Genomic DNA, 23,175 nt, shown 5'->3' with positions numbered 1-23,175 from the left:
ACCCGCCGCGGCGGCCCAACGCCCGGCCGCATTCTGCAACCCAAGGAGACGCAATGTCGCTCGAGGACATGGACATCGAGACCCTGTGCGTGAACACCATCCGAACGCTGTCCATCGACATGGTGCACAAGGCGAACTCCGGCCACCCGGGCGCACCGCTCGGCTGCGCGGCCATCGCCCACGTGCTCTGGTCGCGGTTCCTGAAGCACGACCCGAGTGATCCGACCTGGCCGGACCGCGACCGGTTCGTCCTCTCGGCGGGGCACGCCTCGGCGCTGCTCTACTCGCTCCTGCACCTGCACGGATACGACCTGCCGATCGAGGAACTGGTCAACTTCCGGCAGTTGGGCAGCCGGACGCCCGGCCACCCCGAGGCCGGGCACACGCCCGGAGTCGAACTCACCACCGGACCGCTCGGCCAGGGTCTCGGCAGTGCGGTCGGCATGGCGCTGGCCGAGGCCTACCTGGCCGCCCGCTACAACGAACCGGGCCATACCATCGTCGACCACCGCACCTACGTGCTCGCCAGCGACGGCGACATGATGGAAGGCGTCAGCCATGAGGCGGCCTCCCTGGCCGGCGTGCTGAAGCTGGGCAAGCTGATCGTCCTCTATGACTCCAACGACATCTCCCTCGAGGGCCCCACGGCGGGCTGGTTCGCCGACGACACGGCTGCCCGGTTCCGCGCCTACGGCTGGCACGTGACGCACGTGGACGACGCCACGAACGACCTGGACGCAATCGCCGCCGCCATCGAGGAGGCGCGGAACGAGGGCGAACGCCCGTCCCTGGTCGTCTGTCGCACGCACATCGGCTACGGCAGCCCGCTGCAGGACAGCCACCAGTCGCACGGCAAGGCCCTGAACGCCGAGGAGATGGCCGCCACCAAGCGGGCGCTCGGATGGCCCGAAGACCAGGTGTTCCTCGTGCCCGAGCGCGTCAGGCAGCACATGGCGCAGGTGGCCGCGCGCGGCCGGGCCGCCCGCCGGGAGTGGGAGCAGTCGTTCAAGGCCCTGGCCGCCGCACGGCCCGAACAGGCTGCGCAGTGGCGCCGCGCCTGGGCCGGCGAGCTGCCGGACGGCTGGGACGCCAACCTGCCGGTCTGGACGCCACAGGACCGCCCCCTGGCCACGCGCAGCGCCGCCGGCGACGTGCTGGACGCGCTGCGCGACGCGTGCCCGCACCTGATCGGCGGGTGCGCCGACCTGGCGTCGTCCACACGGACCCTGCCGAAGAGCGGCCTGAGCATGGAGCCGGGCGTCTACGGGCGACAGAACATCCGCTTCGGCGTGCGCGAGCACCTGATGGGCGCCGCCTGCAACGGCATCGTCCGGCACGGCGGCCTGCGCGCCTACGGCTCGACGTTCCTGGTCTTCTCGGACTACGTGCGCCCGTCCCTGCGCATGGCGGGCCTGATGAACGCCGGCGTCGTCTACCAGTTCACACACGACAGCATCGGCGTGGGCGAAGACGGGCCGACGCATCAGCCGGCCGAGCATCTGGCCGCGCTGCGATGCATTCCGAACTGGACGGTCATCCGCCCGTGCGACGCGAACGAGGCGCGCGAGGCCTGGCGCGCCGCCCTGCTGAATGCCGACGGCCCGACGGCCCTGGCCTGCAGCCGCCAGAACCTGCCCGTGCTCGACCGGACGGTGCTGGGCGCCGCGGAGGGCCTGCACAGGGGCGCCTACGTGTTGAGCGACCCGGCGGACGGCGAGCCGGAGATCATCCTGATGGCCAGCGGGTCGGAGGTGGCCCCGACGCTCGAAGCGGCCCGCACTCTGACCGAGGCCGGCCGGCGCGTGCGCGTCGTGAGCTTCCCCTCCTGGGAGCTGTTCGAGAAGCAGGATGAGGAATACCGCCGCTCCGTCCTGCCCCCCGCCGTGCGCAGGCGCATTGCGGTCGAAGCCGGGGTGCCGATGGGCTGGGAACGCTATGCGGGCGCGGACGGCGAGGTGATCGGGCTGCCCCACTTCGGCGTGTCCGGCCCGGGCGGGCAGGTGATGAAGAAGCTGGGCTTCTGTCCGGAGCACATTGCAGACCGTGCTCGGGCGATGCTGGACTCGTAGTCGGCCGGCACCGGCCGGGGGCCGTTGCAGTCGGCGGCGGACCGGCCTATCATGGCCGGTGCGGCAGGATCGGTTTCCGCTTCCTCTTTAACGCGGCAAGGGGTCAGACATGGACGTCTGCGTATTCAGCAAGCACTTTCAGAGTCTCGATGCCGACGGCCTGGGAAAGGCGATGAAGGAACTGGGCGTTCCGGGCGTGGACCTGACGGTCCGGCGCGGCGGACACGTGGAACCGGACCGGGTGGCCGACGAACTGCCGGCCGTCCAGGCGGCCCTGGCCCGGCACGACGTCAAGGTCACCATGCTCACGACGTCCATCCTGAGCGTCGACCAGCCCAACACGCAGGCCATCATCGAGGCGGCCGGCCGGGCCGGCGTCGGCTACGTCAAGCTCGGCTACTGGCACTACAAGGGGTTCGGGCACCTGAAGGCGCAGGAGGCGGAGATCCGCGCCTCGCTGAACGACCTGGCTCCCCTGCTCAAGGAGAACGGCGTCCGCGCCGGCTTCCACACCCATTCCGGCCACTACATGGGCTGCAACGCCGAGTTCGTCATGCGCATCATCGAAGACTGCGACCCCGAGGCGATCGGCGTCTACTACGATGCCGGCCACTGCACCCTCGAGGGCGGCGAGGGCGGCTGGCTGATGGGCCTGGACCTCGTCTCGGACCGCCTGATCATGGTCGCCGTCAAGGACCTGGCCTTCTTCCGCACCGGCAGCGCCGACGCGCCCCACAAGGGGTGGTTCTGGCTGACCGTGCCGTTCGACGCGGGACCGGTCGACTGGCCGCTGTTCGTCCAGTGCCTGAAGGCCATCGACTTCCAGGGCCCCGTCTCCTTCCACTCCGAATACCAGGGCGAGCACAGTTGGCTCGACCTGAGCGTGGAACAGGTGGCCGCCCAGACGAAGAAGGACCTGGCCTACTGGAACCGGATCGTGCAGGGCTGAGGCCGGGCCGGCACCGCCGGCCGTACAGGGAGGGTGCAGACACATGGACACGGCCCGCCGACGGCATTCGCCCGACCTGTTCCGGCGCTACGATGGCAACCCCATCCTGAGCGCCCATGACTGGCCGTACCGCGTCCACAGCGTGTTCAACGCGGGCGCCGTGCGGCTGGACTCCGGCGAGGTGCTGCTGCTGGCCCGTGCCGAGGACATGCGCGGCCTCTCGCACCTCTGCGCCGCACGCTCGGCCGACGGGCTCACCGACTGGCGCATCGACCCCGCTCCGACCATGTCGCCCGATCCGCGGGGCCATCCCGAGGAGGTCTGGGGCCTCGAAGACCCGCGGATCACGTTCCTGAGTGAACGCGGGGAGTACGCCGTGGCCTACACGGCGTACTCCCGCGGCGGCCCGGGCGTGTCGCTCGCCTTCACGCACGACTTCCACACCTTCCGCCGCAGCGGCATGGTCTTCCCGCCCGACGACAAGGACGCCGCACTGTTCCCCTGCCGCTTCGGCGGGCGCTGGGCCATGGTCCATCGACCGACCTCCCCCGACCGCGAGGCCCATGTCTGGCTGTCGTTCTCGCCCGACCTGAAGCACTGGGGAGACCACACGATCCTCATGGAGGCGCGCCGCGGCGCCTGGTGGGACGCCGGCAAGATCGGGCTGTCCACGCCGCCCATCGAGACCGAGCGCGGCTGGCTCATCCTCTATCACGGCGTGCGCGTGACGGCCGCCGGGTCCCTCTACCGGCTGGGGCTGGCCCTGCTGGACCGGGACGACCCGCTGCGCGTGCTCCTGCGCGGCGAGGAATGGGTCTTCGGCGCCGAGGAGCCCTACGAACGCGTCGGCGACGTGCCCGACGTGGTCTTCCCCTGCGGCGCCGTCGTCGGCGAGGACGGCGACGGACTGCACCTCTACTACGGCGCAGCGGATACGTCCCTGTGCGTGGCCACCTCACGCGTCACCATGCTGCTGGACTGGCTGGAGACGCACGGCCGCCGGCCGGACGGCGATCCCTGAGCCGACAGGAGTCCCCCCGAATGCCTTCCCGAAGGACGTCCGCCGTATCCGACGGCCCCATCGACCTGCGCAGCGACACCGTCAGCCTGCCCACGCCCGAGATGCTCGACGCCATGCGCAGGGCCGACGTGGGCGACGACGTCTACGGCGAGGACCCCACGGCCAACCGCCTGTAGGCGATGGTGGCGGAGATGTGCGGCATGGAGGCCGCCCTCTTCGTGACCTCCGGCACCATGGGCAACCTGCTGAGCATCCGGGCGCTCACGCAGCCGGGCGACGAGATCATCCTGGAGGGCACCTCGCACACGTACCAGTGGGAGACGGGCGGCTACGCCGCGCTGGCCGGCGTCGGCGTGCGCCTGATCCACGCCGACCGCGGCATCATCCGGCCGGAGCAGATCCGCCCCGCCGTGCAGCCGGCGGACCTCCACCACTGCCGGTCGCGGCTGGTCGTCCTGGAGAACACCCACAACCGGGGCGGCGGCTCCGTCTATCCCGTGGAGACGGTCGAGGCCATCTCCCGCGTCTGCCGCCGGGAGGGCCTGCGCCTGCACATGGACGGCGCCCGCCTGTTCGACGCCTGCGTGGCCGCCGGCTGCACGCCGGCCGACTACGCGCGCCACCTGGACTCGGTCACCTTCTGCCTCTCCAAGTCCCTGGGCTGCCCGGTCGGCTCGATGATCGCCGGCAGTCGCGAGTTCATCGAACGCGTCCGCTGGCTGCGTCACATGTTCGGCGGGGCCATGCGTCAGATCGGCTATCTGGCGGCAGCCGGCATCTACGCCCTCGAACACAACATCGACCGGCTGGCCGAGGACCACGCGAACGCGCGCCGCCTGGCGGACGGCATCCGCGACCTGCCGGGCATCCGGCTCGTCTACGACCGCCCGGAGACGAACATGGTCTACTTCGACGTGCTCCCCCCGCGGGAGCCCGCCGAGTTCTGCGAGGCCCTCCGAGGCGGCCGGCTGCTGGTCGGAGGGCACGAGACCAACCCCGTGCGAGCCGTCACCCACATCGGCATCACGGCGGACGACATCGACCGAGCGATCGCCGTCTTCCGCGCCCACTGCGCCTGAGCGGCCCGGCGGTCCTCCGCGTCGCCCTCCGGGGAAGAGCCATGTCGCCTCAGTCGGCCATGCTGATCATCCTCTCGTGCTTCGCGCACGCCCAGTGGAACCTGCTGGCGCGCGCGCACAGGGGAAGCGAAGCGACGTTCTTCCGGCGCATGCTCTCGGTGTCCATCCCCCTGTGCGCGGCGGCCGCAGCCACCGCCCTGCTGCTTTCGCAGTCGCTGCCGCCGAAGGCCCTCCTGTGCATGACGGCCTCGGGGCTGATCGCCGGGGCCTACTTCCGCTTCCTCGCGCTGGCATACGGCGCGGCGGACTTCTCGATCGTCTATCCCGTGGCGCGCGCCCTGCCCGTGCTGGCGGTGGCGGGTCTGGACATGCTGCGGGGCCGCCACCCCACCCCCGCGGGCTGGGCCGGCCTGCTGATGGTCGTGGCCGGCTGCGCCCTGGCGCCCCAGCACTCCTACAGCGGCTTCAACCTGCGGCGCTACGTCGGCCGCGACATGCTCTGGATGCTGCTGACAGCCGCGGCCGTCGTCGCCTTCACCATGGTCGACAAGGTCGGGGCGGAGGCCGTCATGCGGGGGCCGGGCAGCGCGGCCCTCTACTGCTCCGGCTTCTACGGCATGGGCGGCATCTCCTACCTGCTCCTGCAGGCCGCCTTCGACCGCCGCACGCCCGGGCCGCCTGCCGTGGGATGGGGCCGGCCGGCCCTGGCCGCCGTCCTGGGGTTCGCCTCGTACTGGCTGGTGCTCTGGGCGTTCCAGCTCTCCACCCATACGGCCTACCTGCTGGCGCTCCGGCAGTTCAGCATCGCGATCGGCGTCGTGGTGGCGTTCGCCTTCTACAAGGAGCGCGGCCGGGCGGTGCGGGTGCCGGCCACGGCGGCGATCATCGCCGGCCTGATCGTGGTGATGGTGTACGGATAGGCGCCGGGATCGCCGCCTACGTGCCCTCGCGGTCCGGACGCCCCAGGGAGGTGCCGCGTCGCAGGGCGTTCTGCCCGAATCGCCCCTTGACGGCGTCCTCGGCACGCGCCAGGCGCAGGCGGACGTCACGGGCGGCGGCGTCGTCAAACAGGCGCGTCTGCTCGGCCCGCCCCGGCGCGAACCCCGAGACCTGCACGCCGATCAGGCGCACCTTGCGCCCTGCGCCGCCCACGGCATCCAGGTTGCGGAGGGCGGCCTCGTAGAGCGCCGTCGCCTCATCGACCGGCTCCGGCAGCGTCTGCCGGCGCGTCCTGGTTGTGAAGTCCTCGAACCGGACCTTCGTGGTGACGACCCGTCCGCCGCCACGGCCAGCTTCCCGCACGCGCCATGCCACGCGCTCGCACAGGTCGCTCAGCATGCGCAGGATCCGCTCGCGGTCGGTCGTGTCCTCGGCGAAGGTGTGCTCGTGCCCGACCGACTTGGCCGCCTCCGGAGCCTGCACCGGGGCAGCGTCCACGCCGTGCGCCTTGCGGTGGAGTTCGGCCCCCCATTCGCCGAACCCGCGGATGAGTTCCCGCCGGGGCACGGCCGCCAGGTCGCCGATCGTCCGAATCCCGAGGCGCGCGAGCGCCGCGTGCATCTTCGGCCCCACGCCCGGCAGACGCCGCACCTCCAGAGGCGCGAGGAACTCCGCCTCCCGACCCGGCTCGACGATCACCAGCCCGTGCGGCTTCTCCAGGTCCGAGGCGATCTTGGCCACCAGCTTGCCGGTCGCCACGCCCAGGGACGCCGTCAGGCCCGTCTCGCTGCGAATCCGCTCTCGGAGCTGCTGGACCAGCGCACGCTTGCCGCCGAACAGACGCAGCGAACCGGTCACGTCCAGGTATGCCTCGTCCACGCTGACGGGCTCGACCAGCGGCGTGAACTGCTCGAAGATGCCCCGTATCCGCCTCGACTCGCGCGAGTACTTCGCTCCGTCCCCGGGCAGGAACACGGCGTTGGGGCAGCAACGGTAGGCCTGGCTGATCGGCTGGGCGCTATGGATGCCGAACCGGCGCGCCTCGTACGAGCAGGTGGAGACGACGCCCCGCCCCTTTCCGCCCATCGGATCGGCCCCGACGACGACGGGCTTGCCGGCCAGCGAGGGGTCGTCGCGCTGCTCGATGGCCGCGAAGAAGGCGTCCATGTCCACGTGCACGATGACGCGTTCGCCGCTCATGGTCCGTCCCCTGCGGATCGGTCGGCGGGCGGTGCAGGCGCGTGCGTCGAGGATGCGTGGCGGAGAGGGGGGGATTCGAACCCCCGGTGCCCTTGACGGGCACAGCGGTTTTCGAAACCGCCCCGTTCGACCGCTCCGGCACCTCTCCGGAGACAAGTATACACGCCGGCGGGCGGGATGCCAACTGACCGCGCAGGGGACGGCTCAGGGCACTCCGCGCGCCCCGGCGCCTCGGGCAAGGCAGGCGTTCACGGGATCGCCAGCACGGTGCCGACGCGCAGCACCCGCTCGTCCGACACCAGATCCGCATTGGCGGCCTGAATATCGCGCCACCGGTTGCCGTCGCCGTAGTACCGGACGGCCAGGCTGTAGAGGGTGTCGCCGGGCTGAACGGTATGCCGGCGCTCCACCCTGGGCAACGGCATGGCCACGGGCGGCTCCGGGGCGGGTCCGACCTCGGCCGGCGCCGTGGCGGCGGCCGGCGCCGTCGGGGCGGCCGCGTCCGTCGGGGCGGCCGCGTCCGTCGGGGCGGCCGCGTCCGTCGTCGGGACGTCCTCGGCGGACTCCCTGCGTTTCATCCAGGGCCCCAGGGCGGACTCGCCCTCGAAGCGTCCCGCCTCCCCGCCCTCGGAGACCGGGGGGAGGTCCGTCGCGGCGGCAGGCGCATCCTGCGCGGGCACCGGCCTTGTCGGACGCCGGACCGGGGCGGCCGTCTCCGGCTCGGGCTCGGGGGGCGTCACGGGTGTCGGTGCGGCCACCGGCCGGATGGCCGCCGGGTTCCTCCACGCCGGCGGGGCCACGGGGGACGGCTCCTCCCGACCCCATCCGGTACGCTGCCACGGCCAGCTCCCGTGCTTCTTCCCGTCGTCACCGGCCAGATCGATCAGGAAGAACCCGAGGAAAAAGTCCAGCATCTCGGTATACCGGGCGTTCCAGACGAACCCCACGTAGCCGATGTGCGGCGCGAAGTGGACGCACGCCGGCGTGTACTCCGGCCCGCCGCCGGTCGCGAGGGACGCAAAACCGCCCAGCCCCCCGTGGCGTATGAACAGCGTGCTGTCGTCGTACTTGTCGAACTCGCCCCAGCCCACGCGTTCCTTCGAGACGATGAAGCCGTAGCAGTTGCTGTAGACGCGCGTCATGCCCAACTGGCCGCCGCCGAAGCCGACGAAATGCCCGTCGATGTTCGAGTAGCCCGCCACGAGCGCATCGAGGCTGTTCCAGTACAACCCGATGGACGGCTCCGTTGTGAACGTAAGGCCGAAGTCGGCCATCTCGAGGAAGTCCTGGACCCGGTGACTGAAGTAGTCGCCCGGGCTGGCACAGCCCTGGGTCGCCCAGAGGACGACCGCGAGTACCAGTGCGCTCTTCACCCTGCCAAGAAATCCAACTCTCATCCCGGTCTCCCGTCCACACACACCATCGGCATGCGGCGCCCGCCGCCCTTTGACTCCCATAGTACGCATACGCCGAGGGCAAAGGCAACGGCCAGGCAGGCCGCCCGTCCGATGGACCATTGAAAGCGCCCGCAGTGCGCCGCCCCCTGCCCCGGCCGGGACCGCCCCGGCGCACCTCAGGTGGCGGCCTGTCGGTCGGTGGCGGCCGCGGCCGCGCCCTCCCCGCCGCCCTGCGAAGCGGCCTCGAACTCCACGATCTCTCCCGCCTCCTCCGCCTCAGCGTCCGGCTGCGTGACGGGGACGACGGCCGTCTCCCACTTGATCAACAGGAACATGGCCAGCCCCAGGGCGGCCGACGTGATGTTGGCCGCCGCCAGACCGACGTAGATCCCCACGCTCCCCATCGCCAGCTTGAGCGCGAACAGCCAGACCAGCGGAATGCGCAGCGCCCACAGACGCGCAATGTGCAGGAACATGATGGGCGTGGTGTGTCCGGAGCCGATGAACGCCGCCGTCAGCACGGACAGAACACCGAAGAAGTACGTCGACAACGGCATGAACAGGAAGAACCGGCCCAGTTCGTCCGCCACGTCAGGCGGCACCAGCTTCGTAGCCACCCAGTGGCCCTTCCACGTCAGGAACGCCAGCGGCAGGAACATGATGGCCGCCACCCACAGGGTGCTCGTCCAGGCCGCCTTGCGCGCCAGTTCCGGCTTGCCCGCGCCCAGGGCCTGCCCCACCACCGGCGCCGTGGCGCCCACCATCGCCTGCGTCGGCGCGTCCAGCACGTGGATGATGCGGAAACCCGTGGTGTAAGCCCCCATCACCACCTTGCCGAACGTGTTGACCATGGACTGCTGCACGGCGAAACCGATGGACGTGCTGCTGCCGCTGGCGGCCGCCGGCAGGCCGACGCGCAGCGTCTTGCCGATCAGCGGCCAGTCCGGCTTCCAGTCAGTCCGCCGGATGGCCAGCCCGGCACGCCCACGCCGCAGGCAGACGAAGCAGGCGATCGCCGAGCCGACCTGGCAGAGCGCCGTCGCCGCCGCCGCCCCCTGCACGCCCATCCGCGGCAGGCCCAACCACCCGAAGATCAGCACGGGGTCCAGGACCGCGTTGACGAGGTTGCCGATGCCGATGATCACGATGACCGTCAGCGTGTCCCCCACGGCCCGCAGCACGCCGCCGTAGGCCATGGTGAACGCGCTGATGGGCATGGCCGCCAGGATGATCCGCAGGTAGGCGGCCGCCGCCGGCCGCACGTCTTCGGGCACCTGCAGCCACCCAAGCACCTGCGGCAGCAGAACCTGCATCAGGACCGAGGCGGACAGCACGATGCCGCACAGCACGAGGATGGTCTGCGCGGCCGCCTGTTCCGCCCGGCGGTAGAGCCTCGCCCCAGTGAACTGGGCCACCAGCGCAGTGCCCGCGTTCGCGAACCCCATCCCGAACGCCACCGTGATGAAGTGGACGGGCGTGGACGCCCCGACGGCCGCCAGTGAGACAGTGTTCTCGCGCCCCAGCCAGAACGCATCGACCATCGCGTAGAGGGCGTGGAGCACCTGCCCGAACGCCAGGGGCAGCGCCAGGCGCAGCAGCGAACGCGACAGCGGACGCGAAGTCAGATCCTGGTCGACCCTTGGGTTGGCTGGTTGGCGTGCCATGGCGTGCGCTCGACGGCGGAAAGAGACAGGCTGTGCATCCTCAAGCTGTGCTGGCGCACGCGGTGGGGACGGAATCTCCCTGACATTCCGAGTATACCACGAACCGGCGGGACGGGAAACGGAAAACCCGACGAGGCCGCAGAAAGACGCGGCGAGGGAGGATGCTCAGCGTGTTGACTCCCCGAGAGCGCACCCCCATAATGAACTCGGTGGCGGGGGCGGCCGGTCGCTGCGGGACCGGCCGGCGCGCACCGACCCGCCGATCCGGTCCCTCCCGGGAGTCGCGACATGGCCGGCCCGCTGCAGACGATCGAAGCCGTCGGAAGCCACTACGAGATCGGCCTGGAGATCGGACGGCAGACGCGTGAGCAGATCCACGTCCTGGCGGGGACTCTGCGCCGGACCGCCGACGATGGTCCCGATGCGGCCGACGCCCTCGCCCGGTACATGGCGCACGTCGAGCAGTACCCCTTCATCCTGGACGAACTGCGCGGCCTGGCCGACGGCGCGGGGCTTCCGTTCGACGCCCTGGCCCGCATCCAGGTCGTCGAGCTGGAGCGCCCTCGGCCCGAGCCCGACGCCTGCAGCACGTTCGTCGTCAAGAACGAGGAACGGCTGCTGATCGGCCACAACGAGGACGGGCGCCGGGAGGACGACGTGTTCGTGCTCCGGGCCGCCTATCCGTCCGGACTGTCCGTGCTGGCGCTCTGCTACGTCGGCAGCCTGCCCGGGCACGCGCCGTTCGTCAACTCGCACGGCGTGGTCTCCGCCTGCAACGCCCTCACCTGCGCCGACGCCCGCATCGGCGAGCCGAAGCGTGTGTTCTGCCGGCGTGTGCTGGACGCCCGCAGCATCGACGACGGAGTCGAACTCCTGGCAGCCGCCCACCGGGCGCAGGGAGAGCATTTCCTGCTGGTCCGGGGCGATCGGACCGTGAGCATCGAGACCTCGGCCACGGCCATGAGCGTCCGCAAGGTCGAAACGAACGACTACCACTGCAACAACTACCTGCACCCGCCGATGCTGAGGCACGAGGCCGCCCCGGAGTCGTCGAACACCTTCGGGCGGTCCGCCCGGGCGCAGGAGGTCTGCGGCGAGCTGCACACGCTGGACGACGTCCGCGCCGCCCTGTCGTCGCACGAGCGGGGCTTCTGCCGCCACCGCGACGGGCGGACGCTGGCGTGCGTGCTCTTCGACTGCACCGGCAAGCGGATCCTGATCGGGCACGGCCCCCCGTGCGAGGCCCGGATGCAGGAGTTCACAGTCGACTGGGAATGGTGACCGGCGCCGAACCGGCCGTGGCCGCCGGTCGCGCGTTCGGCTATACTCACGCCCTCCACCCCGCAACGATTGGAACCGGAGCGACTGATGAGCGGCATCTTCGGCGTCGTCTCGCGTTCGGACTGCATGGACGACCTCTTCTACGGCACCGACTACCATTCCCACCTGGGCACGGAATTCGGCGGGCTGGTCATCCAGGAGAACCGCCTGCACCGGGCCATCCACCGCATGGCCAACGGGCAGTTCAAGAACCTCTTCGACAGCTTCTACCGGGCCTACAGTGGCTCGATGGGGCTCGGGGTGGTCAGCGATTCGGACCCGCAGCCGATTGTGATGGAAACGCGCTTCGGCACCTGCGCCGTCGTCACGGCCGGCCTCGTGGCCAACCGGCGCGCCCTCGCCCGCGAACTCATCGAGGAAGGCATCACCCTCAGCGAGATCGAGGAGGGGCAGGTCAACCAGACCGAACTGGTCGCCAAGATCATCGCCCGCGGCGCCGACGTCGTCGAAGGCATCCAGACGGCGTTCCGCCGGATCGAAGGCTCCATCTCCCTCATGGCGATGACGCGCGACGGCATCTTCGCCGGCTCCGACGGCCATGCACGGCTGCCGCTGGTCGTCGGCGAACGCGACGGCGCAACCGCCATCGCCAGCGAGACGTGCGCCTTCCCAAACCTCGGCTACCAGGTGCGCAAGTACATGCAGCCGGGCGAGATCGTGTTCATCACCCCCGAAGGCACGCGGCAGGCCGCCGCCCCGGCCGGCGGCCGCAAGGTCTGCTCGTTCCTGTGGATCTACACCGGCTACCCGGCGTCCAGCTACGAGGGCGTCTCGGTCGAGACCGTCCGTGAACGCTGCGGCCGGGCACTGGCGCGCAAGGACGATGTCCAGGCCGACCTGACCTCCGGCGTGCCCGACAGCGGCACGGGCCATGCGGTCGGCTACGCCATGGAGAGCAGGCTGCCGCTGCGGCGCGCCCTGGTCAAATACTCCCCCGGCTACGGACGCAGCTACACGCCGCCCAGCCAGGAAGTGCGCGACCAGATCGCCCGCATGAAACTCATCGCCATCGAGGACATCGTCCGCAACAACCGCATCGTCCTGTGCGAGGACTCGGTCGTGCGCGGCACCCAACTGCGGAACCTGACGCTGGGGAAGCTCTGGGACGCCGGCGCCGCCGAGATCCACGTGCGCGTCGCCTGCCCCCCGCTGATGTTCCCCTGCCTCTACAACCTCTCCACGCGCACGCACGACGAACTGGCCGCGCGCCGCGCCATCCGGGCACTGGAAGGCAGCGACCCCCAGGACGTCGCCCCCTACCTGGACGAATCGACCGAGCAGTACCGCCAGATGGTCCAGTGGATCTGCCGCGACGTCAAGGCCACCAGCCTCGTATACCTGACGCTGGAGGAGATGATCGAGGCCATCGGCCTGCCCGCCTGCGACCTGTGCACCCACTGCTGGAACGGCCGCCCCGACTGACACGCAGCCCCGCCCCGTCGGGCAGGCCCCGGCTGTGCGCGCCGTATGTGGCCAGGGCGACCCGCAGAAGAAGGCCGTTGTCGCCTGCCGTATCAGTGTAGATCAGTGCGTTATCTGTGGCCAAAGCCGTTCGTCGTTGCCGTCCTCCATGCCGTCCTCTGCGTCATCGCGCCTTCGCGTCACCCCGCCGTCGTCTTGCCGGGATTTGCCGCTCCATCGCCCCCGGAATGCCATCATGAGCGGCCCCCGAGGCACGAAGGACATCGCCGCACGCGGCGTTCTTCCCCGACCGGTGACGCTTTGATGCGCAAACACAGCCACTTTTATGCATTACGAGGCAAACAGAACGCCCTGTTGGGGCTGAATCTGGCCAGCAAGGGGGGGAAGCTCGCTCGGGCCGGGGCCTGCCCCGGCGGATCGAGGCGGCCATTCCAGCCTTGTCTCGGGGCGTATGTGCGGTTATAATGCATGAAAAGTGCCAGTTTTTATGCATTACACCTTTCCGATTGCAGGAGCGGTGTCACATGGTCCGCGAGGCACTGCTGCTTCAGAAGCGTGAGGTCGAACAGCGCCTTCAGGAACCCTACGTCGTGAGGGCGTTTGAACCAGACAGAGTCGCACATGATCTCATCAAGGTGATAATGGGCCCCCGCCGGGCCGGCAAGTCGTTCTTCGCCATGCACATGGTCCGGGAACTGGGCCGCTTCGGCTACGTCAACTTCGACGACGAGCGGCTAACCGCCGTCGAGGACTACGACAAGGTCGTTTCGGCCCTGGACGGTCTTTACGACAGCCCCCGGCACCTGCTCCTGGATGAGGTGCAGAACCTGCCGAAGTGGGAACTCCTCGTCAATCGGCTTCAGCGCCAGGGATACCGCCTGACCATCACCGGCAGCAATGCCCACCTGCTCAGTTCAGAGCTCGCCACGCACCTGACCGGCCGGCACGTCCGGATCGTCCTCTTCCCCTTCTCGTTCGGCGAGTACGTCCGGTCACTGGGCAGGGAACTGACAGCCGCCGAAACGGCGGAGGCTTTCCGGAACTACGTCGAGGTCGGCGGCTATCCTGAACCGCTCCTGAAACCGATCGGCCGAGCCCAGTACCTTACGACCCTCCTGCGCGCCATACTCTACAAGGACATCCTTGTGCGACACCGCATACGTGCGCCGCAGGGCCTGGAGGATCTGGCCGCCTACCTGATGGCGAACGTGGCCCAGGAATGCAATCCGAACCGCCTGGTCAAGACCACCAGGCTGCGAAGCGTTCATACGGCTGAGAAGTACTTCCAGCACCTGGAGGAGGCCTTCCTCTTCTTCCGCGTCAAGCGCTTCTCGTTCAAGGTGCGACAACAGGCTCGCGCCAACCGGAAGGCGTACTGCATCGACCCCGGGCTGGTCACCTCGACCTCGTTTCGTTTCAGCGCCCAGACCGGCCAGCTATACGAGAACGTCGTCGCCGTCGCCCTCCGCAAGCGGGAGATGGAGGGCAAGCTTGAACTCTACTACTGGAAGAATGGCGAAAACGAAGAAGTCGACTTCGTGGTCAAAGAGGGGCCGCGGGTGACCCAGCTCATTCAGGTCTGCGCCGGCGTCGAGGAGCCGAAGACGAAGGCGCGCGAAGTCCGCGCATTGCTCAAGTGCTCTGAGCAACTGCGCTGCCGCCAACTGCTGGTGCTGACCGAGGATGCGGAAGGCGAGGAGGAGGCGGCATGGTTCGGCCGGAGCGGACGCGTACGGTTCGTGCCGCTCTGGAAGTGGCTGCTCGCCCAAGGCTGACCAGGCAGCCGCCAAGTGTCGACAGCCACCCCACCCCGCCTGGGCCGGCTGCTGTGCGCCGTTTGTTGCCTATCTCCTCTCTCCTCTCTACTTTCCACTCTCTGGGGCGCAGCCCCCGCCCCCGCCCCCCCCGAATGTCATCCTGAGCGCCCCGACTGAGGGCGCGAAGGATCTCGCCGTTCGCTGCACGCGGCTGCCCCGCGCCCCGCCGTGATGCCCCGGCTGGAGCCGGAAAGCGCCTTGACACGTGCGGCTCCCGACGTTTAGGGTACTTGAGCGGGGGCCAGCGGGCCGAGGGCAGTCCGGTTCGGCCCGGCTTGCCCCGAGCGACTGATCCGTGGCGGGGGCAGGCCAGACGCGGCCGGCAACGACCACGCCGTTGTTCGGAGGGCGGAAGACATGCCAGGGGATCTGACCGGCGAGACGCACGATGACGACGTGCAGGCGCTGAAGACAAAGGTCGAGGACGGCTTTCAGAAACGGCTCAGAAGGCTGGGAAAGCCGGTCCGCGGCCGCTCCGGCGCGCTGCACAACGAGAGCTTTGTCCGGATGCTGGTCGAGTCCGCAGCCGACGCCACGGCAGATGACGAGATGGCCATCCGGTTGCTGCAGGAGAGCCTGCAGGAGAAGAACATGGAGCCGCGCAGCCGCGAACTGCTTCGACTGGACCTGATGACCGTGCGGGGGATGTCCAACGCTCCCTGATTCCGCCCCCTTCGGCGCCGCCGGACGCGCGGCCCCGCCACCCATTCGGCGAGTACCGCGGAGCCTCTGTCATGGACGATGCCGGCCTCGGCGGCCCGGCCGCGTGGTGTGTCGTCCTGAAGGCCGCTCAGGCGGCCTGAGGGGGCTCCCCGCGCCGTGCGCCGTTGCGCGTGCCCGGCGCGTTCGGTATCATGGCCCGCCTGGACCGGGATTCGGGTCCGTCCCGTCACCGCAAGCCATCATCACACGGAGGAAGCTCTTATGGTCAAACGGGTCATCATCGGCGAGTCGGGCGGGCCGACACCCGTGATCGACTGGGAAGTCGCGGGGGCCATCGACGCGGCCCAGCAGGCCGGCATCGAGATCTACGGCATGAAGAACGGCCTCGAAGGACTGCTCAACGCCGACATCGAGGGCAACGTCGTCGACCTGACGCCGATGGATCCGACGTCGTTCGTCTTCAACGGCCCCGGCGCCGGGCTGGGCACGACGCGCATCAAGCCCAAGGAGGCGCAGTACAGGAAGATCGCCGAGAACCTGGAGGCCCTGGGCGTCGACGGCGTCGTCTACACCGGCGGCAACGACAGCGCGGACCAGATACTCGGTCTCACGGCGGTCAGCGGCGTCCGGGCCATCCACGCCATCAAGACGGTCGACAACGACCTGCCGGCCACGCACCACTGCCCCGGTTGGGGCTCGGCCGCGCTCTACAACGCCACGGCGCTGAAGAACGTGTGCAACGACTTCTTCTCCTACGGCGTGATGGGCAGCTTCGAGCGCGACGGGGGCGTGGTCCGCGGGCTCGACGTGGCGCCCGTCGTCGTCTACCAGGTGATGGGCCGCAAGGCCGGCTGGCTGGCTCAGGCCACCGCCTTCGCCCGCGTCGATCCCAAGGGCGACATGCGCCCCGACCGCGCCCCGCACATCATCCTGTGCAAGGAGGTCCCCTTCGACACGGGCGAGTTCCTGGCCGCGATCGAGGAGGTCCTCACCCGCGTCGGCCGGGCCGCCGTCGTCGTGCAGGAAGACCTGACCGACCGCGATTCGGGCAAGAGCATCGCCGAGGTCTTCGCCAAGGAGATATCCTACGACGCGCACGGCAACATCCAGCACGGCCGCGCAAGCTCCTTCTCCCCCGCCGTGTTCCTCTCCGAACTCATCAGCGGGGAGCTGAAGGTCGCCGCCGTGCCGGGCAAGGTGAAGGACTGCACCCTGAACCCCCAGCACATCCAGCGAAGCTGCATGATGTCGGCCGTCGACGCCAGCGAGGCCTACAAGGTGGGCTTCCGCGCCGTGCAGGCCATGCTGGACGGCGAGACGAAGAAGTCCGTCGTCCTGCAGCGCTCCGGATGCGTCACCGGCACCGCGCTGACGGACCTGGCCAACATCGCGGCCAAGGACCGCAAGGTGCCGCTCGAGTACATCGACGGCATCCACGGCCCCACGCAGGCGTTCGTCGACGAGTACATCGACGTCATCGGCGGGCCGGTCGCGCTGCCCCACTACTCGACCATGCGCTTCCAGACCGTGCCGGTGCCCGCGTCCATCGCACAGTCGCCCTACATCCGCAAGTAGGCGCCACGAAGACAGCGGGCGGGGCTTGCCCGAAAAGGAAGCCCCGCCCGTGCTGCATATGCCGCTGAAGAGCAGAGCGGGGCCGGGACGATGCTCCGCCCCGGCCACGCCCACAGACGGGAGGCTACGCCGGCTGACCTTCCACCGACACGACCTCTTTGACCTCGGGAATCTGCTGCTTCAGTTGCGCCTCCACGCCGCGCTTGACGGTCATCTGGGCCATCGGACAGCCGCGGCAGGCGCCCTGCAGGACGACCTTGACGACGCCGTCCTCGGTCACGTCCACAAGCTGGACGTCGCCGCCGTGCGCCCGAAGCGAAGCACGCACCTGATTCAGCACCTCTTCCACCTTGTTTCTGTCAACCATCCATCCGTCCTCTCGCACTGGAATGGAGCGCCGGGACCCGCCGACCGGCCCGGCTCACTGCACGTCGACCCGGATCGTCCGGGCATGCGTCACCGGCCCCTTGGGCAGCCGCACGGTCAGCAGGCCGTCCGCCAGCGTGGCTGTGGGCTCGGCGTCCGGATCGGCCGAACTCGGCAGCACGATCTCGCGGCTGAACTCGGCCGGCCCCCGCTCGTTCGTCAGGCACCGGCAGCAGGCGACGTCCGTCCGAGGCTCCTTGCCCGCGATGGTCAGGACGCCCGCCTTCAGGGTGACGGACAGGTTGTCTCTCGGCACCCCGGCCACCTCGGCCCGGACGACGACCTCGCGGTCCGTCTCGCAGACGTCCGCCAGGGGCCGTGCCTTTCCGGACCCGAACGGCGAGACCTTGCGGACGGCCCCGTCGATCGTCTCCGCCATCGAACGCAGGTGCTTGCGCATGTGCTCCCAGCTCTCGTGTTCGCCCATCGTCGTTCCTCCCCCTTCCGAAGCCGACCATCCGCCATTATAGCACGTTGCGGCCGGGATCGAGAGGACGGCGGCCCGGCGCGCTCTACTGGCCGTTCTGCCGGCGCTGGCGCACAACCTCTTCCGCCAGCTCGGCCGGCACGCGCTCGTAGTGCTCGAACCGCATGTCGAACGTGCCCCGCCCGCCCGTGAGGCTTCGCAGCTCGGTCGCGTAGCCGAACATCTCGCCCAACGGCACCATGCCTGTGATGACCTGCACGGCGCCCTCGTTGCGCGACTCCAGCCCGGTGATGCGGCCGCGACGGGAGCAGACGCTGCCCGTCACCGATCCGCTGTGGTCCTCCGAGGCGGTGATGCGGACCGCGCAGACGGGCTCCAGAAGCACGGGCCCGCCCCTCAGAAACGCCTCGCGGAACGCCTGCCGCCCGCACGTCTTGAACGCCAACTCCGAGGAGTCCACGTCGTGCGCCGACCCGTCCACCAGCCGAACCTGCACGTCCACCACGGGCGAACGCGCGTAGACGCCCTCGGCCATCGCCTCCAGGACGCCCCGCTCGATGGCGGGCACGTACTCGCGCGGCACCCGCCCGCCGGTGACGGCGTTGACGAACTCGAATCCCTTGCCGGCCTCCAGCGGCTCGATCTCGAACACCACGTGCGCGTACTGCCCGTGCCCGCCCGTCTGCTTGACGTGCTTGTGGTCGATGCGGGCCGGCCGGGTGATCGTCTCGCGGTAGGCCACGCGCGGCGGCCCGACCTCGGGGTCGACCCCGAACTCGCGCCGCAGCCGCTCGATCAGCACGTCCAGGTGCAGCTCGCCCATCCCGCTGATGATCGTCTGGCCCGTCTCGACGTTCCGGTTGATGGTGAAGGTCGGGTCTTCCTGGGCAAGGGCGGCCAGCGCGTTGGCCAGCTTGTCCCGCTCGGCCGTGGAACGCGGGGCGACGCTCACCGAAAGCACGGGGGCGGGAAACTCGATCGCTTCCAGCAGGATCGGGTGCTCCTCCTCGCAGAGCGTGTCGCCGGTGGTCGTGTCGTTCAGGCCGATGACCACGCCGATCTCACCGCATTCGAGCACGTCCCGCTTCTCCTGCCGGTGCGCGTGCATCTGGATCAGGCGCCCGATGCGCTGGCGCTTGTCCTTCGTCGCGTTGTACACGTACGTGCCCGCCGTCAGCCGCCCGGAGTAGACGCGCACGTAGATCATCCTGCCCACGTGACGGTCGCTCACCACCTTGAACGCCAGGGCGGCCAGACGGTCCTCGCTGCTGTGCATCCGCTCCACGGGCTCGCCGCCCTCGCAGAAGCCCACGGTCGGGGGCAGGTCGGCGGGCGACGGCAAGTAGTAGACCACGGCGTCGAGCAGGCGCTGGATGCCCTTGTTCTTCAACGCCGAACCGCACAGCACCGGCACCACGCCCCCCGCCAGCACCGCCTTGCGCAAAGCGGCGCGCAACTCCTCGGCCGTCACCGGCTCGTCCATGCAGTACTTCTCGAACAGACCCTCGTCCACCTCGCTCACGACATGGATCAGGTGGTTGCGATGCCGGGCGAACTCCGCCGCCCGGTCCGCCGGCACGTCCGCCTCACGGTAGGTCGCTCCCAGATCCTCGTCGTCGTAGTAGACGGCCTTCTGCTCGATCAGGTCCAGGATGCCGACGAAATGACCGTCCTCGAACAGAGGGATGACCACCGGCACCGGCGTGGTGGCCAGCCGGTCGCGGATCTCCCGGACCACGCGCTCGAAGTCGGCACCGGCCCGGTCCATCTTGTTCACGAACGCAATCGTCGGCACGCCATACTTCTCGGCCTGCCGCCAGACGGCCTCCGACTGCGGCTCGACGCCCCCGACGGCGCAGAAGAGCCCGATAGCGCCGTCCAGCACGCGCAGAGACCGCTCCACCTCCACGGTGAAGTCCACGTGCCCCGGCGTGTCGATCAGGTTGATGCGATGGCCGCGCCATTCGGTCGTCGTGGCGGCGCTGACGATCGTGATGCCGCGCTCCTGCTCCTGGTCCATCCAGTCCATCGTCGTGGTGCCGTCGTCCACGTCGCCCATGCGGTGCGTGCGGCCGGTGTAGTACAGGATGCGCTCGGCGACCGTGGTCTTGCCCGCGTCGATGTGGGCCATGATGCCGATGTTGCGCAGCCTGGCCAGCCTGACGTCCCGCTGCTCCATCACGTCCATCGTCGTACTCATGGTGCTCATGCGAACCTGCCCATAGATCGTCTCGCCGCGTTCGTCAGGTGGAATCCGATCCCCGCGTGCTGTCGACGGGTGGGTACACGCGCGTCTGCGGCATGGCGCACACGAGGATCGTCGGGCTTCCCCGCCGGATCGGCCGGAAGGTGAGAGATACCCCACACAATTATCCTACACGAACGCCGCCCCCCGCGCAAGAGACAGTCGCCCGCCGCGCGGAAAATCCTCCGCGCGCCCCCCCGGAACCACACGTCTACCAGCCGTCCAGATCGCCCACGATCTGCTCCAGGAGGTCCTTGACCGTGATGATGCCGACGGCACGGTCCTCGCGGTCGGTCACAACGGCCAGTTGCTGGCGCGCCCGGCGCAGCGCCCAGAGGGCGTCGGCCACGCTCGTCCCCCGTCGCACGGTCAACACGTCATTCGGCACCGCAGCGACGCCCTCCCCCTCGCCCAGGGCCAGGTCCATAACGTGCAGAACACCGACGACGCGCTCGCGCTCGCCCCTGTAGACGGGGAGGCGCGAGTAGCGGTTTGCGGCGAACGCCTCCCGCACCTGCTCCGGTGAGGCGTCCTCGGGCAGCATGACGACGTCCTGCAAGGGCGTCATGGCCCGGGCCACGTCGGCCGACTTCAGGTGCAGCACCCTGTCCGCCACCGTCTGCTGGAACGGCGACAGGACGCCGTGTGCGACGCCCTGGCGCAGGTAATACCGGAAGCCGTCGCGCGAGAACTGCCGCGCCGCCGGAGCAGCCGCCCCCAAAAGCGCCTGGGGCAGGCCCCCCAGCCACCGCAGGAACAACGCGAAGGGATAGAACAGCCGCTGGCTCACCTGCAGCGCCCAGACAAGGCGGTACATCAGCGCATCCGCATGGTGCTGGAAGACGGACTTGGGGATGATCTCGGCGCAGACCAGCAGGATCGGCGGCACAACCAGGCCGCTGTACAGCTCGGCGTGAGCCCCCCCGAGCACGTGGTTCAGCTTGCCGGCAATCAGCACGGTGGCCACGTAGTTGCCCACGTTGGTGCCGATCAGCAGGGCGCTGATGGCCAGGCGCGGCCGCCGCGCGAAGCCCAGCAATGCGCGCGCCGACGCCTGCCCCTGCTCGGCGCGCAGACGCAGGCGCAGTCGGTTCACGCAGTAGGTGCCCGTCTCGCTGCCGCTGTGGAGGCCGGCGAACAGGATGGCGGCGACGATGAGTGCCCACTCAAGCACCGCAGCCCCCCCCGGCAGCCCCCCCGGGCACCTGCCGCACGATCAGACTGACCGCCCGTCGGTCCGCCACCGCTTCCACCGTCAGTTCAAACGCCCCCCAGCGGACGCAGTCCCCTTCGACCGGTATCCGGTCCAGCAGCGCCATCACAAGCCCGCCCACGGTGTCCACGCCCAGCGACGGAGTCTCCACGTCCAGGGCCTCGGCCCAGTCCCGGAGGTTCATGCCGCCCAGCACGCGGAAGACGCCCTCGTCCAGGGATTCCAGTTCCGGCGGCTCCTCGGGGGTGTACTCGTTCGCGATCTCGCCGACGATCTCCTCCAGGAGCGCCTCCATGGTGACGAACCCGACGACCGAGCCGTGCTCATCGACGACGAAGGCCGTCTTGCAGTGCTCGCGCCGGCATTGCGCGAGCGCCCGCTCGACCGTGATCGTCTCGGGCAGGTAAGGAATCGGCTGCACGACGTCAGCGGGAGACGTCTCCGGCCGGCTGAACAACACGTCCTTGACGTGCAGGACGCCCAGCATCTCCTCCGGATCGCCGTCGTAGGCGGGCACCACGTCGGTCCGCAGCTCGCGGAAGGCCGCCAGCAGATCCGACCGCGAGCGCCGCACGTCGAAGCCGTGCATCTCGACCCGGGGCACCATCAGCTCCGAGACGCAGACCTCGCCCAGGCCCACGACGTCCGCCAGCATCTGCCCCAGGCCCGGCTCCACGGTGCCCTCCTGAGCCCCCAGGGACACCAGCAGACGCAGTTCCTCCGTATGCAGCGGATGGACGCCGCCGCCGATGACGGCGGCGACGGCGTCGGCGGCCCTCTCCAGCGGCCACACGATGGGAAGCAGCACCGTCTGCAGCACCAGCAGCGGCCAGGCCATCAACCGCCCCAACGGGCGATAGAACGTGACCGCCACGTTCTTCGGGACGACCTCCCCGAAGAGCAGGACGCAGAACAGAGACGCCACGCTCAGCGCCAGCACGCCCCCCCGGCCCACCGTCGGCCCCAGGTCCAGGAACAGCAGGAACGACACGCTGTAGAAGAGCACGTTGACCACCATGTTGCCGAACAGGACGGTGATCAGCAGACGCCTGGGACGGTCGCGCAGTGCGGCGATGACACCGTCGGCGCCGGCGGCCCCGCGCCTGCGCTCGACCTCATCGGGCTGGAAGCTGAACAGCACCGTCTCCGCCGCACTGAAGAAGGCCGACAGCGCAAGGCATGCCGCCAGGACGGAGATGCGAACAGGTAGGTCTGGGACGTCCGATGACAAAGCGGTCTCTCAGTTGCACAAGGCGCGCGGACTACCGGTCCGCACCCCGGCTTTGCATGCCACAATACATGCTTCGGGACCGCGGATCAAGCGCACCCCGACATCCGCCCGGCAGCGTCCCCGCTTGCGGCGTCCCGCCCGCGGCGTCCCGTCCGGCCCGGGCCGTCTTCCACTATGCAGATGTTTTGTAAATGAATATTTACACGAGATTGAATAAACAGCCAATTGCCGCCTTCCGCCCCATGGGATATAGTACACCGACATGAAGCGTGCCCCCGGGGCGGAGGGGCCGGGGTGGCGGACTTCGGCATCGGGTGCGGCAGCCCGGCGGGCCGGCGGCGGCAGAACAGCCGCCTCTGCCCGGCGGAGCGCCGTGCCATGTGTCGGTGATCGGCCCTCTTGCTCTCGGGCGGGCGGCCATGGCAGGCACGCATCGGGGACGCACGTCGGCTTCCGTACGGACCGTATCGGCATTCCTCTTCCTCTTCGCCGCGGCC

17 protein-coding genes, 1 tRNA gene and 1 pseudogene are annotated in these 23,175 nt (G+C 69.6%); 10 read left to right on the top strand and 9 right to left on the bottom strand.

Translation table 11 applies throughout. The features are described from left to right. Window positions 1-53: 53 nt before the first annotated feature. The 5 genes and pseudogenes from tkt (at window position 54) to GXY85_00075 (ending at window position 6,038) form a co-directional block, all read left to right on the top strand. Window positions 54-2,069 (top strand): transketolase, encoded by a 2,016-nt coding sequence (tkt, locus tag GXY85_00095; GenBank protein ID NLW49228.1) that lies wholly within the window; start codon window positions 54-56, stop codon window positions 2,067-2,069. A gap of 109 nt (window positions 2,070-2,178) precedes the next feature. After that, a complete protein-coding gene (locus GXY85_00090; GenBank protein NLW49227.1) occupies window positions 2,179-3,018 on the top strand; it encodes a sugar phosphate isomerase/epimerase in 840 nt (279 codons plus the stop codon). Window positions 3,019-3,061: 43 nt separating this feature from the next. Continuing rightward, window positions 3,062-4,039 (top strand): glycosidase, encoded by a 978-nt coding sequence (locus GXY85_00085; GenBank protein NLW49226.1) that lies wholly within the window; start codon window positions 3,062-3,064, stop codon window positions 4,037-4,039. A gap of 20 nt (window positions 4,040-4,059) precedes the next feature. Continuing rightward, a pseudogene (locus tag GXY85_00080) lies at window positions 4,060-5,118 on the top strand (aminotransferase class I/II-fold pyridoxal phosphate-dependent enzyme). Window positions 5,119-5,159: 41 nt separating this feature from the next. Continuing rightward, a complete protein-coding gene (locus GXY85_00075; GenBank protein ID NLW49225.1) occupies window positions 5,160-6,038 on the top strand; it encodes a hypothetical protein in 879 nt (292 codons plus the stop codon). Between the two features lie 16 nt (window positions 6,039-6,054). Here GXY85_00075 and dinB read toward each other — a convergent pair whose 3' ends face one another. The 4 genes from dinB to GXY85_00055 form a co-directional block, all read right to left on the bottom strand. After that, window positions 6,055-7,257 carry a DNA polymerase IV gene (gene dinB, locus GXY85_00070; protein ID NLW49224.1) on the bottom strand — a complete coding sequence of 401 codons (1,203 nt, stop codon included), beginning with the start codon at window positions 7,255-7,257 and terminating at the stop codon, window positions 6,055-6,057. 57 nt (window positions 7,258-7,314) lie between these two features. Further along, window positions 7,315-7,405 (bottom strand) — tRNA-Ser (locus GXY85_00065). 100 nt (window positions 7,406-7,505) lie between these two features. After that, window positions 7,506-8,654 carry a LysM peptidoglycan-binding domain-containing protein gene (locus GXY85_00060; protein NLW49223.1) on the bottom strand — a complete coding sequence of 383 codons (1,149 nt, stop codon included), beginning with the start codon at window positions 8,652-8,654 and terminating at the stop codon, window positions 7,506-7,508. Window positions 8,655-8,830: 176 nt separating this feature from the next. Beyond that, entirely contained in the window at window positions 8,831-10,318 is a 1,488-nt protein-coding gene (locus tag GXY85_00055) for an MATE family efflux transporter (GenBank protein NLW49222.1), read from the bottom strand. A 288-nt stretch (window positions 10,319-10,606) separates the two neighbouring features. Here GXY85_00055 and GXY85_00050 point away from each other — a divergent pair, with 288 nt between their 5' ends. The 5 genes from GXY85_00050 to GXY85_00030 all read left to right on the top strand — a co-directional run bounded on the left by GXY85_00050 (window position 10,607) and on the right by GXY85_00030 (window position 17,136). Then, window positions 10,607-11,599 carry a hypothetical protein gene (locus GXY85_00050; protein ID NLW49221.1) on the top strand — a complete coding sequence of 331 codons (993 nt, stop codon included), beginning with the start codon at window positions 10,607-10,609 and terminating at the stop codon, window positions 11,597-11,599. Window positions 11,600-11,686: 87 nt separating this feature from the next. After that, window positions 11,687-13,081 (top strand): amidophosphoribosyltransferase, encoded by a 1,395-nt coding sequence (locus tag GXY85_00045; GenBank protein ID NLW49220.1) that lies wholly within the window; start codon window positions 11,687-11,689, stop codon window positions 13,079-13,081. A 524-nt stretch (window positions 13,082-13,605) separates the two neighbouring features. Next, complete coding sequence (locus GXY85_00040; GenBank protein ID NLW49219.1) at window positions 13,606-14,856, top strand: ATP-binding protein; 1,251 nt, start codon at window positions 13,606-13,608, stop codon at window positions 14,854-14,856. Between the two features lie 399 nt (window positions 14,857-15,255). After that, a complete protein-coding gene (locus tag GXY85_00035) occupies window positions 15,256-15,561 on the top strand; it encodes a hypothetical protein (protein ID NLW49218.1) in 306 nt (101 codons plus the stop codon). Window positions 15,562-15,822: 261 nt separating this feature from the next. Next, window positions 15,823-17,136, top strand: a complete 1,314-nt coding sequence (locus GXY85_00030; GenBank protein NLW49217.1) for a hypothetical protein — start codon at window positions 15,823-15,825, stop codon at window positions 17,134-17,136. A gap of 124 nt (window positions 17,137-17,260) precedes the next feature. Here the strand turns inward: GXY85_00030 and GXY85_00025 are convergent, their stop codons facing one another. The 5 genes from GXY85_00025 to GXY85_00005 form a co-directional block, all read right to left on the bottom strand. Continuing rightward, window positions 17,261-17,503 carry a NifU family protein gene (locus GXY85_00025; GenBank protein NLW49216.1) on the bottom strand — a complete coding sequence of 81 codons (243 nt, stop codon included), beginning with the start codon at window positions 17,501-17,503 and terminating at the stop codon, window positions 17,261-17,263. Between the two features lie 54 nt (window positions 17,504-17,557). After that, window positions 17,558-17,989, bottom strand: a complete 432-nt coding sequence (locus tag GXY85_00020; protein NLW49215.1) for an Hsp20/alpha crystallin family protein — start codon at window positions 17,987-17,989, stop codon at window positions 17,558-17,560. An 85-nt stretch (window positions 17,990-18,074) separates the two neighbouring features. After that, complete coding sequence (gene fusA / locus GXY85_00015; protein ID NLW49214.1) at window positions 18,075-20,168, bottom strand: elongation factor G; 2,094 nt, start codon at window positions 20,166-20,168, stop codon at window positions 18,075-18,077. A 277-nt stretch (window positions 20,169-20,445) separates the two neighbouring features. After that, window positions 20,446-21,408 (bottom strand): DUF21 domain-containing protein, encoded by a 963-nt coding sequence (locus GXY85_00010; protein ID NLW49213.1) that lies wholly within the window; start codon window positions 21,406-21,408, stop codon window positions 20,446-20,448. Then, window positions 21,401-22,678, bottom strand: coding sequence for an HlyC/CorC family transporter (locus tag GXY85_00005; protein NLW49212.1), 1,278 nt, complete (start codon window positions 22,676-22,678; stop codon window positions 21,401-21,403). The genes GXY85_00010 and GXY85_00005 overlap by 8 nt, the downstream gene beginning before the upstream one ends. Window positions 22,679-23,175: the final 497 nt, after the last annotated feature.

This window comes from Candidatus Brocadiaceae bacterium, assembly GCA_012728835.1.
In the GTDB taxonomy this organism is placed as follows: Bacteria; Planctomycetota; Brocadiia; order SM23-32; family SM23-32; genus JAAYEJ01.
This window is presented reverse-complemented; position numbering and strand designations above follow the sequence as displayed.